Below are 15,054 nucleotides of genomic sequence, written 5' to 3' on the forward strand. Positions count from 1 at the left end.
GCGGGGGTGCACGGAGGGTTCATGCTACGACGCCCGCGGGCGCGCGGAGCCTTCCGTCTCGCCGGACGGCGGGCAGGTCGCGGGGAGCACCCCCGGCCCGCGGGATCAGCGGCGGCGGCGCTCCCGGAAGAAGCCCCGCAGCAGGTCCCCGCATTCCTGCGCGCGCACTCCGTCGGTCAGCTCGACCCGATGGTTCAGCCGCGGCTCGCGCACCAGGTCGTAGAGGGATCCGGCGGCGCCGGCCTTCGGGTCGGGGGCGCCCACGACGAGGCGGTCGATCCGGGAGAGGACGATCGCGCCCGCGCACATGGTGCAGGGCTCGAGCGTCACCACGAGGGTGCATCCGGTGAGGTTCCATCGGCCCCGGATCCGGGCGGCCTCCCGCAGCGCGAGGATCTCCGCGTGCGCCGTCGGGTCCTCATCGGCCTCCCGGCGGTTGGCGGCGCGGGCGATCACCGTGTCCTGCTCGTCCACGACGAGGGCGCCGATGGGGACATCGGCCGGCTCCCGCATCGCAGCCGCGGCCGCGTCCTCGAGGGCCAGCCCCATCAGCTCGTGATCGTCCATGCCCCTATTGTCGCGGGCCGAGCACCCGGTAGCGCGCGCAGAGGAAGGCCCGGTTGCGGGCGTGCTCGACCAGGTCGAGGTCGAAGGCGCCGGTGAACAGGGGCTTGCCCGCACCGAGCGTGACCGGGGCGATCGAGACGATGATCTCGTCGAGCATGCCGGCCCGGGCGAACTGCGCCGCGAGATCGCCGCCTCCCACGATCCACACGTCCCCGTCCCCGGCGGCCTCCTCGAGCTGTCCGCGCAGGGCCTCGACGGGCCCGGAGACGATCCGGACCGAGGCGGCGGCCGGCTCGAGGGCACGATGGCTGAGCACGAAGGCGGGCTGCTCGTAGTCCCAGCCGTCCCCGCCCTCCTCGGTCCCGGAGGTGCCGTGCTCGAGGATCCAGGCGTAGGTGCTCGAGCCCATGACGATCGCTCCGATCCCGGCGATGAACTCGGCGTAGCTCATCGGCCCGTCCTGGTCGATGGGCTGGGACAGCAGCCAGCCGAGGTCGTCGTCCGGGGTGGCGATGAAGCCGTCCAGGCTCGTGGCGGTGTAGAAGCGGTAGGCGGTCATGAGGGATCGGTGCCTCCTGCGAGGGTCCTGCGTCGCCACAGGATCGGATCGGGGTCGGGCGGAGCCGCCGCGGGGCCGGCGCCCGCCTCGGCGAGCATCCAGCGGGCGAGCTGGCGGCGATGGGCGGAGAAGGTCAGCTCGTGGGCGAGGATCTCCGCCAGGAGGAAGGACTCGGGCGGATCGCAGAGGGCGTCGATGATGCGGTCCTGCCAGGCGCCGCGCCGCTCGATGTCCCGGACCAGGGCGAGCCAGCGCGGGGCGGTCGTCCGATGGCGGGCCTGGAGCGAGGGCACGTCGACGGGCCCGTCGAGGTCCGGGGCCGGTTCTCCCTCGATGCTCGCGAGCCATGGCTCCTTGCTGAGGACCAGATGGCGCATGACCTGTGCGAGCGACTCGTCCGGGCCGTCCCAGGCGCGCGGCGCGCTGCCGGGCAGGCGGATCCGGCGGTACGCCTCGTCCTCGAGGCCGGCGGCGGATCCCAGCAGCGCGTCGATGTCGTCGAGGTCGTGCGCGATCAGCAGGGCGAGGACGTCGCCGGCGGCGTGCTCGCGGACGGCTCCGGAGTCCACGTAGAGCACGGTCGGCGAATGGAAGTGGATGCCGTTGGGGGCGGGCAGCCAGTGCCCGCGCTCGTGGGCGGGCGGCATGGCGGTGGGCGGGTGGCCGTAGGCGCGGCGGAAGGCGCGGGAGAAGCCCTCGAGGGAGTCGTAGCCGGCCGCGAACGCCGCGTCGGTGACGCCCATGCCCCGCTGCAGGTTCCATGCGGCCTGCTCGAGGCCCACGCGCCGACGCAGCGCCGCCGGGGTCTCCCCTGTGCCTCGGCGCACGCTGCGGTGGAAGTGGTAGGGCGAGAGATGAGCACCGGCGGACATCTCCTCGAGAGTGCCGGACTCCGGGTCGAGCACCGCATCCAGCATGCGGCGCAGGGGATCGATGGTGCTCATGCGGCCAGTATCCGCGCCGGCTCCGCCCCCGCGCCTGACCGATCTTGCGGTGCTGGTCCCGGGGGATGGTCCTGGGACCGGACTGCTCCCGCGTCCGGGCCGCTCCGGGCGGCGGCGCGTGAGAACGGACTCGCCCGCCGCGGGAGCAGGCGGTTCGGCCCGTGCGCACGGGGCCGCTCCGGTAGATTCACCCCATGCGCGTCCTCGAGATCGACCACCCCCTCGTCGCCCACAAGCTCACCGTGCTGCGCGACCGCACCACGCATTCCTCGACGTTCCGCCAGCTCGCCGACGAGCTGGTGACGCTGCTGGCGTACGAGGCGACCCGGCAGGTGCGCGTCAGTCCCGTGGACGTGGAGACGCCGGTGACGCCGATGACCGGTGCCAAGCTCTCCAATCCCAAGCCGATGGTCGTGCCGATCCTGCGCGCGGGCCTGGGCATGCTCGACGGCATGACCCGGCTGCTGCCCACGGCGGAGGTCGGCTTCCTGGGGATGGTCCGCAATGACGAGACCCTCGAGGTGACCACGTACGCGAACCGTCTTCCGGAGGATCTCACGGGCCGCCAGTGCTTCGTGGTGGACCCCATGCTCGCCACGGGCCACACGCTCATCGCCGCGGTCGAGTACCTGATCGAGCGGGGCGCGAGCGACGTCACCTGCGTGACCCTGCTGTGCGCGCCGGAGGGCCTCGCGGCGATGGAGACGGCGATCGACCCGGCGGTCGACCTCACGATCGTCACGGCCTCGATCGATGAGAGGCTCAACGAGAAGGGCTACATCGTCCCCGGTCTGGGGGATGCGGGGGATCGCCTCTTCGGCGTCGTCGACTGACCGGCAGGCGGCCTCGGCCGCCGCCCGGCGAGCCCCGGTCCTGCGTCTCTCGCGAGGTGCCGCGTCCGGGGCTCGTCGCATGCCGGGACCGGCGCGTCCGCGCATCCGGGCATGCTCCGCGGTCGGCTCGGCGCGGAGCGTGCATCGTCATGCAGAGACATCCGCGGAGACCTCGGGGCCGATGCTCTCGACGGAGCGCCGGACATGACCGCGGATGAACGCGTGTGTCGGGAGGACATGGCCCTGATCCCACATCGTGGAAGGGTGCTTGCGCGTCTCGACGCGAGCGGGCAAGGTTGCCGACATGACAGCTCTCGCTCATCGCTCCGAGGCCGCCCGCCGGGTGGCCCGCTCGATGATGCGCTCGATGCACATGATGATGTGCATGTGCATGCAGATGTGCATGTGCATGATGCACCGTCAGCCGAGCCTCTGAGCGCTCGAGAATCCTCCGGGGTCGGCTGACAGGAGCCGGCCGAGAGGCGCGGGCTCCAGGTGCCACCGGGAGCACAGCCCGCAGATCCGCCCACCACAGGCGTCGATCTCCATGGGATCCCGGGCCCACCGTCGCTCGCGCCCCGCGCATCGCATCCTCGGAGTTCACCATGACTGTCACCCTCGATCGTCCCCTCGCCCAGTCCCGTCCCGCCCGCGGCCTCTCCTCCCCCGACTCGGCCTCCCCCGCCCCCTCGGCGCAGGCGGTCACCGTCACGCTGACCGTGGTCCTGCCCTCGGGCACGGCCGATGTCGAGGCGGCCAACCTCGCCGACTCGCTGCGGGCGCATGCCCAGCGTCTGACCTCGGGCCGTCGCGCCCGGGCCATCGTGCAGGTCTCCTCGCCCCACCCCTTCACCGCGACGGCCCAGGGGTCGGCTCGCACCCTTCCCCCCACCGCGCAGACTCCGGCGGTCTCACCGCTGCGTCCCCGGCGCGGCGGGATCGTCTCCCCCACCTCGCCGGCTCGCCGTGACGCGGAGGCCGCACGCCGCCGGGTGCTGCGGGCGACCGCGGTGAGCCCGTCGTCGGCCGCGGCGGTGCCCACGGGTGCCTCGCTGGTGATCGACCTGTACGGCCGCCGGGTGCGGATCGACGGACAGGATGTCGACTTCACGTACAAGGAGTTCGAGCTGCTCGCCCATCTGGCGCGCAACGCCCGCACCATCATCACGCGCGATGACCTCATGGCGTCGGTGTGGTCCGGCGCGGGGGCGGAGACCGGCGAGCGCACCGTCGACGTGCACGTGCGCCGGGTCCGCAGCAAGCTGGGCGAGTACCGGAAGCTGATCAGCACGGTCCGCGGCTCCGGCTACCGTCTCGACCCGGGCAGCGACGTCGCGATCCTCAGCTGACCGGCCGCGCGGGGCCGGAGGTGCCGCGCGGCGCGATCCGGCCCTGCAGGGCCCTGCGCGCGATCGGCCGGTTCCCGCACCGCCGGCCGGTCCCCGCGCGGCCGGCCGGTCCCTGTGCGGGCATCGGCTCCGGCATGTGCGCGCACCCCGTCGCCAGGTCGAAGGAACCCCGCCGCCAGGTCAAAGAATCCGTCGCTGCGCGGACATCGGCTCTGGCGTGCGGCGGAACTGCGGCTTTCCGGTCGGTATTGCCTCACGTTCCCCGCACGCCCACGTCGATCGACCGGTGGGGATGGCCCTGGCGACGACGCGCGCGAACCGGGACAGCCGCCGCGGGCGAACCAGCGGGGACAGCGACAGGCGAACCGCCGGGGACAGCCGCGGGTGAACCGGGACAGGAGACGTCGGGAAAAGTGACGAGCGGCCCGGAACTCTCGCTCGGCTTGCGCCGGGGGCTCACGGACCGCTCGTCGTGCCTGTCGTCCGTCAGGGGTGGGTGCGGGCGACGAGGCTGGACGGGGCCTAGCAGGGGGGGACCATTCGGCTCCCGTCCGGCCGCTTCCTTCGAGGGGGGATCGGTGGAAGCGGCACATCTCAGAGGTATTCGGTTATCGATGCGCGCACAGTGCAGGGCCATCCTTCAGGATCACCCCCGCGACCGTTCGCCGCACATCGACAGTCTAGGGCGCCTCCCGCCCCGATGTAAATCCCTCGGGGTGCCCGCCCGGGCATCTGGCAGGAGTTTTGTTCTTTCCACCCCTCGTGCCACACGGAGGGATCAATACAGTAAAGAGCGCACCAAGTCCCGCTGGGTGCTCCACGGTTCCTCCCTGTTCACTGCAGGGGAGGCCTGTTCACCGCAGGGGAGGCGGCGCGAGGCGACCTGCCCGGCAGCATCGGGATCCCGATCCCACCCGCACGCGTGCGCGCGACAGGAGGCCCCCACGCCCGTAGAGTGATATGCAGCCCGCGCACAGCATGTCTGTGCGCGTCATCGTGTCGTGGAACAGAGAAGGGGTCACCGCATGATCGCGCAGGCGCGCATCACTTCCGACACTCGGGCCGCCGTGCATCTGGCGTCCGAGACGATCGAGCTGCACGGTGCGAACCTCGCCGAGGTCCGGGCCCGGGTCAAGCAGGTCTTCATCAATGCCTCCCGCCGCGAGACCGCGCCCGTGGACGTCGTGATCATCGAGGGCGACATGCGCCATCACCTGCGGGTGGAGCCCAGCGGGAGGATCGCGGCGAGGCCCGCGGACGACCGACCCCTCTTCGGCCCGGATCCGGCGACCGCTCCCGTGCGCCCCGTGCGATCCGCCACGACGGCGGCATCGCCCGCCCCCGCACCGCCCGCGGCCGGCGAGGACATGGAGGATCTCGAGGCGACCGTGCTCCGGCCGGCGGGCCCCGGCGCGCCATCGGCCCCCGCCGACCCCCCGGCGAGGATCTCCGAGATCCCGGAGGACTCCGACGCCGGCTCCCCCTGGGGCCCTCCCGGCCAGCGGCCCGTCCCCGAGGAGACCGGGACCTCGCCCTCCGCGCCGGATGCGGCGGATCCGGCAGCGGAGAGCGCCTCGTCCCAGCACATCGAGGGCATCGAGGACCTCGAGGCCACGCGCCTCGTCCCCCGTCGCTCCACCGAGGTCGAGCCCGATGACGGCGCGACCCTCCTCATCTCCCTGGATCAGGGCGAGACCGACGCCCCCTCCGGCCGTCGCCGGGCCGCCGCCTCGACGGAGGACCTGCTCCCCTCGGAGGACACCGCGCCGTCGGCACGCGCCGCGGTCGCGGCCGAGGCTCCCGTCGTGCACGCTCTCCACACCCCGCAGACCGCTCCCGCCGCGGATCCCGCACCGCCGGCGCCGCCCACCGCCCCTCCCATGCCGGCCCCCGGCGTCCCGACCCCCGAGCAGGACATGCCCCAGCAGATCACCCCCGCCCCCGTATCCGCCGATCCGGCCGCACCTGCGCAGGTCGCCGTGCCCGCCGCCCCGGTCGCACCACAGCCGAGCGCGGACCCCTTCGCCCTCGCCCCCGCTCCGGATCCTCTGAGCGGCACGGCTCCGGCCCCCGCGCAGACCGATCCGTCAGCCGGTTCCCCGGCGCCGCCGCGGCCGACCCTCGCCGATCTGCAGTCTGCGACATCGCAGCCGACCCGTGTCCCGGCGACCCGTGGGTGGCAGGGGGCGATGCACCGCCTGACCGGCGGCGCGATCTCGCCCGGGCCCGGGCGTGCCGAGGCCGTCGAGCGGGAGCAGCTCTCCCGCGTGCGCAAGGTCCTGGACGGCCCGAAGAACATCGCGGTCGTGAACCTCAAGGGCGGAGCGCACAAGACCACCGCCTCCCTGATGATCGCGGCGACCCTGGGCGTCGCTCGCGGCGGCAGCGTGCTGGCCTGGGACAACAACGAGACCCGTGGCACGCTGGGCTGGCGCGGCGCGCCCGCCGCCCACCATCACACCGCCCTGGACCTGCTGCACGATCGCGCGCGTCTCCACTCCCCGCAGGCGACCGTCGCGGACCTCGACGGCTACGTGCGCCCCCAGGAGGAGACGCGCTTCGACATCCTCGCCTCCGATGAGGACGCGGGATCCGCCGCTCTGATCGACGGCGAGGCCTTCGACCAGATCAACGAGACGCTCTCGCGCTTCTACCGGCTGAAGGTCATCGACACCGGCAACAACGTGCGCGCCTCGAACTGGCTGGCGGCCGTGCGCAGCGCCGATCAGCTCGTGATCATCTCGACGGTCCGCGAGGACACGTTCAACGCGGCCGCCTGGATGATCGACGAGCTGCGGGCGACGGGCCTCGCCGAGCAGGTCGATCATGCGGTCACGGTCCTGTCGCACTCCTCGAAGGGGAAGTTCGACCCGGTGCTGCGCAACCGCCTGATCTCCCATTTCGGCGCGCACACGCGCGCCGTCGTGGAGGTCCCCTTCGAGCAGCAGTTCGTCGACGGATCCCCGCTGGACTGGAATCGGATCAGCGCGGCGACCAAGGCGGCCTGGCTCTCGGCGACCGCGCAGATCGTCGACGGGCTGTGACGGCGCCTCGGCCGTGAGCCGGGTCCTCATCGGTCCCGGTGCCGCTCCTCCCCAGCGGCCCGTCGTCCCCATCGGCGGCTTTGTCCGCGTGGATGGTCCGTGGTCCCGCCTACCCTGGTGGGCATGTCTCTGTACCGGCTGGACCTGCACCTGCGTGAGGGCGATGTTCCCGTCCTCCATGCGGCGGTGCGGACGGAGCGGGGCAGCTGGCTGCAGCTGCAGGACCTCGACACGCTGCGGGCCGATGTGCCCGGGCCTCTCGCCGAGGCCCTGGGTCCGGGCGGGCCGCTGAGGCACCGGGTCACCGTTCCCCGCCCCGGCGGGCGCCAGGCGCAGGTGCGGGGCCTCGCCCTGCGCGGCGAGCAGCTGATCGCCGTGCTGGACGCTCTGGTGCAGCTTCTGCGGGCCTCGTCCCGCGCGGAGGATCCCCTCGCGGCGCTGCTGCCCGTGCTCGAGGCGGGTCGCGGCGCGCAGATCGACGAGCAGGTCATGATCACGCCGGAGCTGATCGCGGCGCTGATCCGCGATCTCCATGCCCAGCGCCTGGTCCGCACCCGCCGTCTCCGCATCGACCTGGGCGAGCAGTTCGGGGAGATGCGGGCCCGCTGGCTGCCGCTCGAGGAGGAGCCCGGACCGCTGCTGGGACAGCTCGTCGATGCCCGGGCCCGGCGCGCCTTCGCGCATCACCTCGCCCGCGCCCCCTTCGCGGCCGACGGTGAACCGCTCGACCTCCTGCCGGGCCTCGCGGGCAGCTCGGCGCTGCGCGCGGACCTGCCCGCCCTGCGCGCGGCGGAGCGCGCCGTGGATGCCTATCTCGACTCCGGGAGGGCCCGGGTGGCCCTGCAGTCGACGGACAACGAGCTGGTGGTCCGCCTGTTCGAGCCCTCGCCGGGTGCCGCGGGGGCGGGCAGCCTCTGGCCCCTGCAGACGTGCCTGCGGGAGGCGGACGGGACCGTGCATCCCGTCGCCGTGCTCCAGGCGCTCGGCGATGTGAGCGCCACCGGGGCGATCGAGGCCTCGGCCGAGGTGATGCGGCTGGCCCCCGTCGTCCGGCAGGCCGCGGTCGACGAGACCGGGGTGGACTGGCTGCTCACGACCGCGCAGGCCTCCGACTTCCTCAGCCACGACGCCCCCGCTCTCGAGGCGGCCGGGGTGACGGTGCTGCTGCCGCGGGAGTGGACGAGGATGCGCACGACCCTCATGGCGGAGGCGAGCGAGGAGCCGCCCGAGCGTCGCCCGCAGGGGACGGGCGTAGGCATCCAGGCGATGGCGTCCTTCCGGTGGAAGCTCGCCGTCGGCGACCTCGAGCTGACCGAGGAGGAGATCGAGGAGATCCGCGAGGCGCAGGCGGAGCTCGTGCAGCTGCGCGGACGCTGGGTGCGGCTGGACCGGACGACTCTCCGGGCCGCGGAGACGTTCCTCGACCGCTTCGCCGCACAGGCTCGTCGGCGCGGCGATGTCGACGGTCTGCCGGCCTTCGACCCGGAGCGCCTGCAGCGCCTCCACCCACGGGCCGGGAAGCCGGTCGCCCCCGGCTCCGCGGACCTCTCCGCGGGGGTCACCGGCTCCCCCGGGGCACGGGCCGGCGACGAGGTCCGCACCGACTGGGCGAGCCTGTTCGCCCTGCTGATCTCCGGGGAAGCCGATCAGGTGGATGTGTCCGTCTCCCGTGTCGTCCACGGGGGCGGCGGCCGCTGGTCCAACAGCCTGGGACGACTGCTCCCCGGCGGCGCGGGCGCCGTCGGCTTCCCTCCCCCGCCCACCCTGCGCGCCGTGCTGCGCCCGTACCAGGTGGCAGGGCTGAACTGGATGTGGGCGCTGCACGAGCTGGGCCTCGGAGGGATCCTCGCCGACGACATGGGCCTCGGCAAGACGATGCAGGTCCTGGCGCTGCTGGTGCGCGAACGCGAGGACATCGCCCTGCTCGCCCAGGCCGGGACCGGCGCGGCCGGGCAGCCCGAGGAGGGCCCGGCCCTGCCGATCGCGCAGGACGACGCCCTCCATGAGCGTCTGCTCGCGCGGCATCGGATCGACGAGGAGCTGCGCCCCGGGCCGACGCTCCTCGTCTGCCCCATGTCCGTGGTCGGCTCCTGGCAGCGGGAGGCCCGCACCTTCGCCCCGCAGTTGGCGGTGCATGTGCATCACGGCGGCGACCGGATCCGGGACGAGTCCTTCGGCGAGGGGGCGATGGACATGGACCTCGTCATCACCACCTACTCCCTGCTAGCGCGGGACCTGGCCGTCCTCCAGCAGGTGCCGTGGCAGCGGATCGTGTTCGACGAGGCGCAGCACCTGAAGAATCGCGGGACCGCGGTGTCCGCCGCGTCCCGGAGGATCGAGGCCCGGCATCGCCTCGCCCTGACGGGAACGCCTGTCGAGAACAGGCTCGCGGACCTCCATTCGCTGATGGACGTCGTCAACCCGGGGGTCCTGGGGCCGTCCCGGACATTCCAGGAGGCGATCGCCCAGCCCATCGAGGACGAGGGCGACAGCTCCGCGCTCAGCCGTCTGCGCTGGGTGACCGCCCCGTTCATCCTGCGTCGCGTCAAGACCGACCGCTCGATCATCTCCGACCTCCCGGAGAAGGTGGAGATGACCACCCTCGTGAACCTCACCGCGGAGCAGGCGGGTCTGTACGAGGCACTCGTCGCCGAGCTCATGACCCAGATCGACGGGGCCGATGAGAAGCAGCGCCGCACCCTCGTGACCTCGACCCTCACCCGGCTGAAGCAGGTGTGCAACCACCCTGCCCACTACCTGGGCGACGGCTCCGCGATCCTGCGCGCGGGCGAGCACCGCTCCGGCAAGCTCGAGGTCGTCGACACGCTGCTGGAGAACGCCTTCGCCGAGGGCGAGAAGGTCCTGCTGTTCACGCAGTTCACGACGTTCGGGCACATGCTCGTCCCGTACTGGCGCGAGCGCTTCGGCCTGGACATCCCGTTCCTGCACGGAGGGGTCGCCAAGCAGGACCGCGACACCATGGTCGCCGAGTTCCAGGCCGCCCCCGATGCTCCCGGCGCCATGCTGCTGAGCCTGCGCGCCGGCGGCACCGGGATCACGCTGACGGCGGCGAACCACGTCGTGCACCTGGACCGCTGGTGGAACCCTGCGGTCGAGAACCAGGCGACGGACCGGGCCTTCCGGATCGGGCAGCGCAAGGACGTCCAGGTGCGCAAGCTCGTCTCCGCCGGCACCGTCGAGGAGAGGATCGACCAGGTGCTCGCGGACAAGCAGGGCCTCGCGGATCTCACGATCGCGCCCGGGGAAGGCTGGCTCGCAGACCTCGACGACCGCAGCCTGCTGGGGCTGCTGGCGTACATCGACCCCGAGGCCCCTCCGCAGGGAGGCCGGGAAGGACGACGCGGATGAGCATCACCCTGCGTTCACGCCGCGGAGCGATCGGCACCGCCTGGCATGCGGCCGCGTTGCGCACCGCCCTCGAGCAGCTCCTGGGAACCCGCACCCTCGCCGCGGGCCGGCGCATCGCCCGTGCCGGAGGCGTCCAATGGCTCGACGTCAGCCGGGGAGAGGCACGTGGCGACGTGGTCGGCGGGGACGGCGCACCCAGGCCGGCCCGGATCTCGATCCGTCCTCTGCGACCCGAGGAGCACGCCGCGGTCCTCCGGATCGCGGGCGGCGTTCCCGGTCTGGTGCTGCGTCTCGCGGCGGGCGAGTATCCGGAGGAGTTCGAGAAGGCGCTCGGGGCCGAGGACATGTCCCTGCTGCCCGTCGAGGTGCGGGATGCGAGCTTCGACTGCTCGTGCCTGGACTGGCCCGGCCCCTGCGAGCACGTCTCGGCTCTGCTGTACGTGCTGGTCGAGGCGGTCGAGGAGGACCCGCTCCTGCTCGCCCGGCTCCGCGGGATCGGCCTCGAGGAGCTCGGCGGCCGCACGGCCGCACGGGGTGCCCCTGATCCCACCGCCCTTCGGGAGGTCGCGGCCGGTCACGGTGATCGGCAGCAGCCGGCCCCGGGCACGGTGCTCCCCGAACCGGAGCAGGAGCTCGGGGTCGACGAGTCCTCGCCGGAGGCCCCGGCCGCGACGGCTCCCGCGGCAGGCTTCGACCCGCACATCGCCGACCCCTCGCTCCTGGTCGAGGCGATCGGACCTGAGGCCGCCCGCATCATCGGCGACTTCTATCGCGCCGCCCGCGACGAGGGATGAGCGGGGACGACCGCGGCGCGGCCTCCGCTCACGGCCATTCGGACAACGGGGTGGTGCGCAGGGCCTCGATCCGGGACACGAGCTCGACGCGCTCGTCCTCACCCATCGCCTCGATCCTCTGCTCGTTGCGGGCGCGCAGGCCTCCGTCCTCCTCGTCCCCGGTCGACAGCGCACGGGTGGAGCGCCCCGTCCCGCAGTACCCGACCAGCACGCCCAGGAACGACACGCCCGACAGGCTCGCCGAGGCGGAGTCGTTGCCCAGCTCATCGTTGCGATTGATGAGGATGTTCTCGACCGAGAGCGTGTAGTAGCGCAGGGCCTGGGCGGATGCCATTCCCGTGACCCGGATCGTGGCCGATCCTCCGGCCGGGATCTCCTCGGATATCGTCACGCGGATGGAGTTCCCTCCGATCACCTCGAAATCGAAGAACCCGCCCATCCCGCCGATGGTCAGATTCCCGAGGCCCGTTCCAGAGAGGAGGAACGTGGAACCGGCCCCGATCGGCGCTCCCACCGCGGTGATCGTGAACTGCGGGAACGACATCCCGATGCCGAGGATCGTCACGCCGTAGCAGCTGGAGTCGACGATGACGTCCTGTGGGGTGCCTGAGCTGGCGATGGCCGGCGCCGAGACCGCGACGACCGCCGCGGGCACCGTCCACGCGGCGCCGCGGAGGAGAGCACGCCGCGTGCGAGGATTCGAGGAATCATTCCTGTCGACCACTGAGATCCACCCATCTGATCCGAGACCCGCCAGTCCCTCGCGAAGACGACTTCCGTTCTCCGACGATATCGACTCGCTCATCTTCGCTGCAATTTCCACCACCCGGATCGGATGACCCGGTTCATCGATCGAATCTATATCGGATATCGATGGGACACATCCCGTGGAGGTGCTGATCTTCGGACCCGTTCTGCTGAGCTCCGGGCCCCGAGTACGCAGGGCCCGCCGGTCGCCCTGCCGCCCCGATCAGCCCCCCGGGCGCCGCGGGCGCAGGAGCCCGGGGATGTCCCTCTTCCGACGAGCACCGAGCTTCGCGCGTGCGGAGAGCACGTGCGAGTCCACGGTGCGCGGGGAGATGAACAGCTTCATCGCGATCTGCGTGTTGGTCAGGCCGTCGCCGATCAGCTTGCAGACCGCGAGCTCGCTCGGGGAGAGCGCCGCGGCGCCATCCGCTCCCCCTGCCGAGGCCCCGGCGGGGACGGCTCCGGATCCGCCCTCCAGGTCGGCGAGGAGCTCGGCCGCCTCGGCGGCACGGGCCGCGGCACGGATGTCGATGAAGCCCGCGCGGGCCTGCTGCAGCGCGTGCCGGGCAGCCTCGAGCATCCCGGCCTCCCGGAGCTCTCGTCCGATGAGCAGGAGCCCGTCGGCGTCCCCGGCGGCGGCGGCCCGCAGGTGCCGGCGCAGGAGCGTCTCGAGGGGCAGCAAGGGCTCCTTCCCCGGCTCCGGCAGCGTGGCGAGGGCCTCGCCGGCGGTGATGGCGCCGCGCAGGAACACGGTGTGCAGACGCGCCGTCCGCAGCCATGAGGCGCTCTGGGCGAGCTCCTGCCCCAGCTCAGGGAGGTACTGCTGCGGGGACATGGAGTCGGGGATGACCGTGGCGGGGCCTTCCTGCGTCCACGAGGCGGCGAGCGCCTCGGCCCCGTGGCCCTCCGGGGGCTGCACGGCGGCGGTCGCACGGATGAACCAGTCGACCGAGGTGATCGCTCGTGTGAGGAACAGCGGGATCGCCGGACGGAAGATCTGCCGAGCGGCGGCCATGGCGGCGCGGGAGAGCTGGTCCTCGCCGGCGCGGTGACGCCGTCTGGCGACGACGAGCGCTGCGGCGAGCTCCTGGTGCCAGTCCGCGTGCAGGGACGGCTCCGCCGCCCGGTGGAGGAGCTCATCCTCCGCGGCGAGCGCCTCCTGAGGAGCGAGACCGGCATGGCGCAGCGTGATCGTCCGGATGACGTCGAAGTAGTGGATGCAGGTCATGTCGAACACGGTCGGGGAGCCGCCGCTGCGGCTCTGGATCCGGTGGACGAGCTCCATCCCCTGCGCCAGGTCCTCCACCAGCTCCGGCTCCCGGGCGCTGCGCTGCCGCGCGAGCGCCGCGAAGGTCGCGCTCAGGAGGCGGACGCAGAGGTCCGCGCCCGCGTCCGCGGCCGTCTGCTCGAGGCGGATCAGGAGCTGGGCCCCCGGCTGCTCGGAGGTCGCGAGCGCCTCGAGCACCGGGAGCATCTCGGGCAGGCCACCGCAGACGGTGCTCTCCTGCAGCTCGCGCCATGCCTGCTGGTCCGCCTGCGACCAGGACAGGGCGAGCCCGGCGTGGAAGACCACGTCGGCGCCGGGACTGCCGGGACTCCTGTCCGCGGCGTGCGCCAGGAGCGTCCGTGCGAGCTCGGCGGCATCGATGTGACGCCCGGACAGGACCAGTGCTCTCAGCTGCTCGACATGCGCCTGCTGACGCATCGTGGGGTCCGTGCAGCGATCGAGGAGCCGGGCGCAGTGGCCCAGAGCGGCATGCGGGTCCCCCAGGCGGTTGGCGATCCGCGCACCGTCCAGCACGAGTGCGGCCTCGGGACCGGTGAGCCGGTCGGCGTCGGGGATCGCGCCGACCAGGCGGAGGGTCGCCCCGGGGCCGAGCCCGCTCCCTCGGCGCCACTGCCGCTCGAGGTCCGGGTCGCCGCGGTCGCGCGCCCGTTCCTCGGCAGGGCCGTCCAGGGCGATGACGGCCGCGGCGTGCAGGGGCGAGACGGTGATCAGCTCGATCCCGTGGGCCCTGCCGGTGGTCGCGAGCCGTCGCGCCAGGAGCTCGGCGAGGGTCGCGGCGCCGACGAGCTGCATCGCGGTGCCCCGCGGGAGCGTTCCGAGGAGGCTCAGGCGGCAGGCGGCGGCCCGCAGGCCGGGGCTGATCCCTGCATGACGGGCCTTCAGCAGGGCGAGGGCACGCGGCCCGGGCGCGAAGGGATCGACCCCGGCGACCGGGTACCGGCGAGGCACGCCCTCGGGATCCTCGAGAGCATCGGCGACGAGGGCCCTGGCCAGCAGCGGGGCACCCTCGGCGAGCCGGACGAGCACGGAGCGCCGGAGGTCCTCGAGCGCCGTCCCCTCCGCCTCCGCGTCGACGATCGCCGCGATCTCGCGATCGGGGAGGCGCGCCAGCCGGATCAGGTCCGCTCTGCCTCGCTGCCATGCCGCGAGAAGGGCCCCGGCGCTCGTGCCGTCGTCCGCCACGGCGTCACGGAATCGGTCGTCGTCGAGGAGGAAGACGTGCCCCGCGCCGGGCTGTGCGGAGCAGGCCATCAGCTCGGCGATCGCACCCGCGGGCAGCCGCTCCGGGTCCGGGACGAGCTGGGACCCGCCGTCCGGCTCCGGCGCTGCGCCGCGCGAGGCGCCGGCGGGGAGCTCCGTGCCCGGGCCGCCTCGGTGGGCGGCGAGGATCTACTCCAGCTCGAGGGCGAGCTCGCCGAGCGCGTCTCCGGCGGTCCCGAGGACGATGACGTGCCGCCCCTGGTCGCGGCGGGCGATGACGAGGTCGGTCTCGCGGTGACGGGGCACGGCTCCTCCTGGCGGCTCGGCGGACGGGCCCTCCGATGATCCGTGACACCTGTC

General features: G+C 73.1%; 11 protein-coding genes. 6 read left to right on the plus strand and 5 right to left on the minus strand.

The features are described 5' to 3' along the window. Positions 1 to 105 precede the first annotated feature (105 nt). Genes tadA through ACFFF6_RS02680 form a run of 3 tightly spaced genes read right to left on the minus strand, consistent with a single transcriptional unit; the run spans position 106 to position 2,070 of the window. Positions 106 to 567, minus strand: coding sequence for a tRNA adenosine(34) deaminase TadA (tadA, locus tag ACFFF6_RS02670; RefSeq protein ID WP_376977972.1), 462 nt, complete (start codon positions 565 to 567; stop codon positions 106 to 108). A gap of 4 nt (positions 568 to 571) precedes the next feature. Continuing rightward, positions 572 to 1,126, minus strand: coding sequence for a dihydrofolate reductase family protein (locus tag ACFFF6_RS02675; RefSeq protein ID WP_376977974.1), 555 nt, complete (start codon positions 1,124 to 1,126; stop codon positions 572 to 574). After that, positions 1,123 to 2,070: a helix-turn-helix domain-containing protein gene (locus tag ACFFF6_RS02680; RefSeq protein ID WP_376977976.1), complete on the minus strand. Its 948-nt coding sequence runs from the start codon at positions 2,068 to 2,070 to the stop codon at positions 1,123 to 1,125. Before ACFFF6_RS02680 ends, ACFFF6_RS02675 begins: the two co-directional genes overlap by 4 nt. 194 nt (positions 2,071 to 2,264) lie before the next feature. Between ACFFF6_RS02680 and upp the strand changes: the two genes are divergently transcribed. The 6 genes from upp (at position 2,265) to ACFFF6_RS02710 (ending at position 11,459) form a co-directional block, all read left to right on the plus strand. Then, complete coding sequence (upp, locus tag ACFFF6_RS02685) at positions 2,265 to 2,903, plus strand: uracil phosphoribosyltransferase (protein WP_376977978.1); 639 nt, start codon at positions 2,265 to 2,267, stop codon at positions 2,901 to 2,903. Between the two features lie 304 nt (positions 2,904 to 3,207). After that, positions 3,208 to 3,339, plus strand: a complete 132-nt coding sequence (locus ACFFF6_RS02690; RefSeq protein WP_376977979.1) for a hypothetical protein — start codon at positions 3,208 to 3,210, stop codon at positions 3,337 to 3,339. Between the two features lie 169 nt (positions 3,340 to 3,508). After that, positions 3,509 to 4,252 (plus strand): winged helix-turn-helix domain-containing protein, encoded by a 744-nt coding sequence (locus tag ACFFF6_RS02695; RefSeq protein WP_376977981.1) that lies wholly within the window; start codon positions 3,509 to 3,511, stop codon positions 4,250 to 4,252. Between the two features lie 1,067 nt (positions 4,253 to 5,319). Beyond that, positions 5,320 to 7,296 (plus strand): chromosome partitioning protein, encoded by a 1,977-nt coding sequence (locus tag ACFFF6_RS02700; protein WP_376977982.1) that lies wholly within the window; start codon positions 5,320 to 5,322, stop codon positions 7,294 to 7,296. A gap of 123 nt (positions 7,297 to 7,419) precedes the next feature. Beyond that, a complete protein-coding gene (locus ACFFF6_RS02705) occupies positions 7,420 to 10,665 on the plus strand; it encodes a DEAD/DEAH box helicase (RefSeq protein WP_376977984.1) in 3,246 nt (1,081 codons plus the stop codon). Beyond that, on the plus strand, positions 10,662 to 11,459 hold the full coding sequence (locus tag ACFFF6_RS02710) for an SWIM zinc finger family protein (RefSeq protein ID WP_376977986.1): 798 nt from the start codon (positions 10,662 to 10,664) through the stop codon (positions 11,457 to 11,459). The genes ACFFF6_RS02705 and ACFFF6_RS02710 overlap by 4 nt, the downstream gene beginning before the upstream one ends. 28 nt (positions 11,460 to 11,487) lie before the next feature. On the opposite strand, the gene ACFFF6_RS02715 is transcribed toward ACFFF6_RS02710, so the two are convergent. Then, positions 11,488 to 12,114 (minus strand): hypothetical protein, encoded by a 627-nt coding sequence (locus tag ACFFF6_RS02715; protein ID WP_376977988.1) that lies wholly within the window; start codon positions 12,112 to 12,114, stop codon positions 11,488 to 11,490. A 315-nt stretch (positions 12,115 to 12,429) separates the two neighbouring features. Next, on the minus strand, positions 12,430 to 14,745 hold the full coding sequence (locus tag ACFFF6_RS02720; protein WP_376977990.1) for a LuxR C-terminal-related transcriptional regulator: 2,316 nt from the start codon (positions 14,743 to 14,745) through the stop codon (positions 12,430 to 12,432). Positions 14,746 to 15,054 lie beyond the last annotated feature (309 nt).

It is taken from the genome of Brachybacterium hainanense, from assembly GCF_042434575.1.
Taxonomy (GTDB): domain Bacteria; phylum Actinomycetota; class Actinomycetes; order Actinomycetales; family Dermabacteraceae; genus Brachybacterium; species Brachybacterium hainanense.

What these genes read in the sequence shown, in the direction of transcription:
- tadA (WP_376977972.1), bottom strand. Translation starts at nt 567, where the DNA reads ATGGACGATCACGAGCTGATGGGGCTGGCCCTCGAGGACGCGGCCGCG.
- ACFFF6_RS02675 (WP_376977974.1), bottom strand. Translation starts at nt 1,126, where the DNA reads ATGACCGCCTACCGCTTCTACACCGCCACGAGCCTGGACGGCTTCATC.
- ACFFF6_RS02680 (WP_376977976.1), bottom strand. Translation starts at nt 2,070, where the DNA reads ATGAGCACCATCGATCCCCTGCGCCGCATGCTGGATGCGGTGCTCGAC.
- upp (WP_376977978.1), top strand. Translation starts at nt 2,265, where the DNA reads ATGCGCGTCCTCGAGATCGACCACCCCCTCGTCGCCCACAAGCTCACC.
- ACFFF6_RS02690 (WP_376977979.1), top strand. Translation starts at nt 3,208, where the DNA reads ATGACAGCTCTCGCTCATCGCTCCGAGGCCGCCCGCCGGGTGGCCCGC.
- ACFFF6_RS02695 (WP_376977981.1), top strand. Translation starts at nt 3,509, where the DNA reads ATGACTGTCACCCTCGATCGTCCCCTCGCCCAGTCCCGTCCCGCCCGC.
- ACFFF6_RS02705 (WP_376977984.1), top strand. Translation starts at nt 7,420, where the DNA reads ATGTCTCTGTACCGGCTGGACCTGCACCTGCGTGAGGGCGATGTTCCC.
- ACFFF6_RS02710 (WP_376977986.1), top strand. Translation starts at nt 10,662, where the DNA reads ATGAGCATCACCCTGCGTTCACGCCGCGGAGCGATCGGCACCGCCTGG.
- ACFFF6_RS02720 (WP_376977990.1), bottom strand. Translation starts at nt 14,745, where the DNA reads ATGGCCTGCTCCGCACAGCCCGGCGCGGGGCACGTCTTCCTCCTCGAC.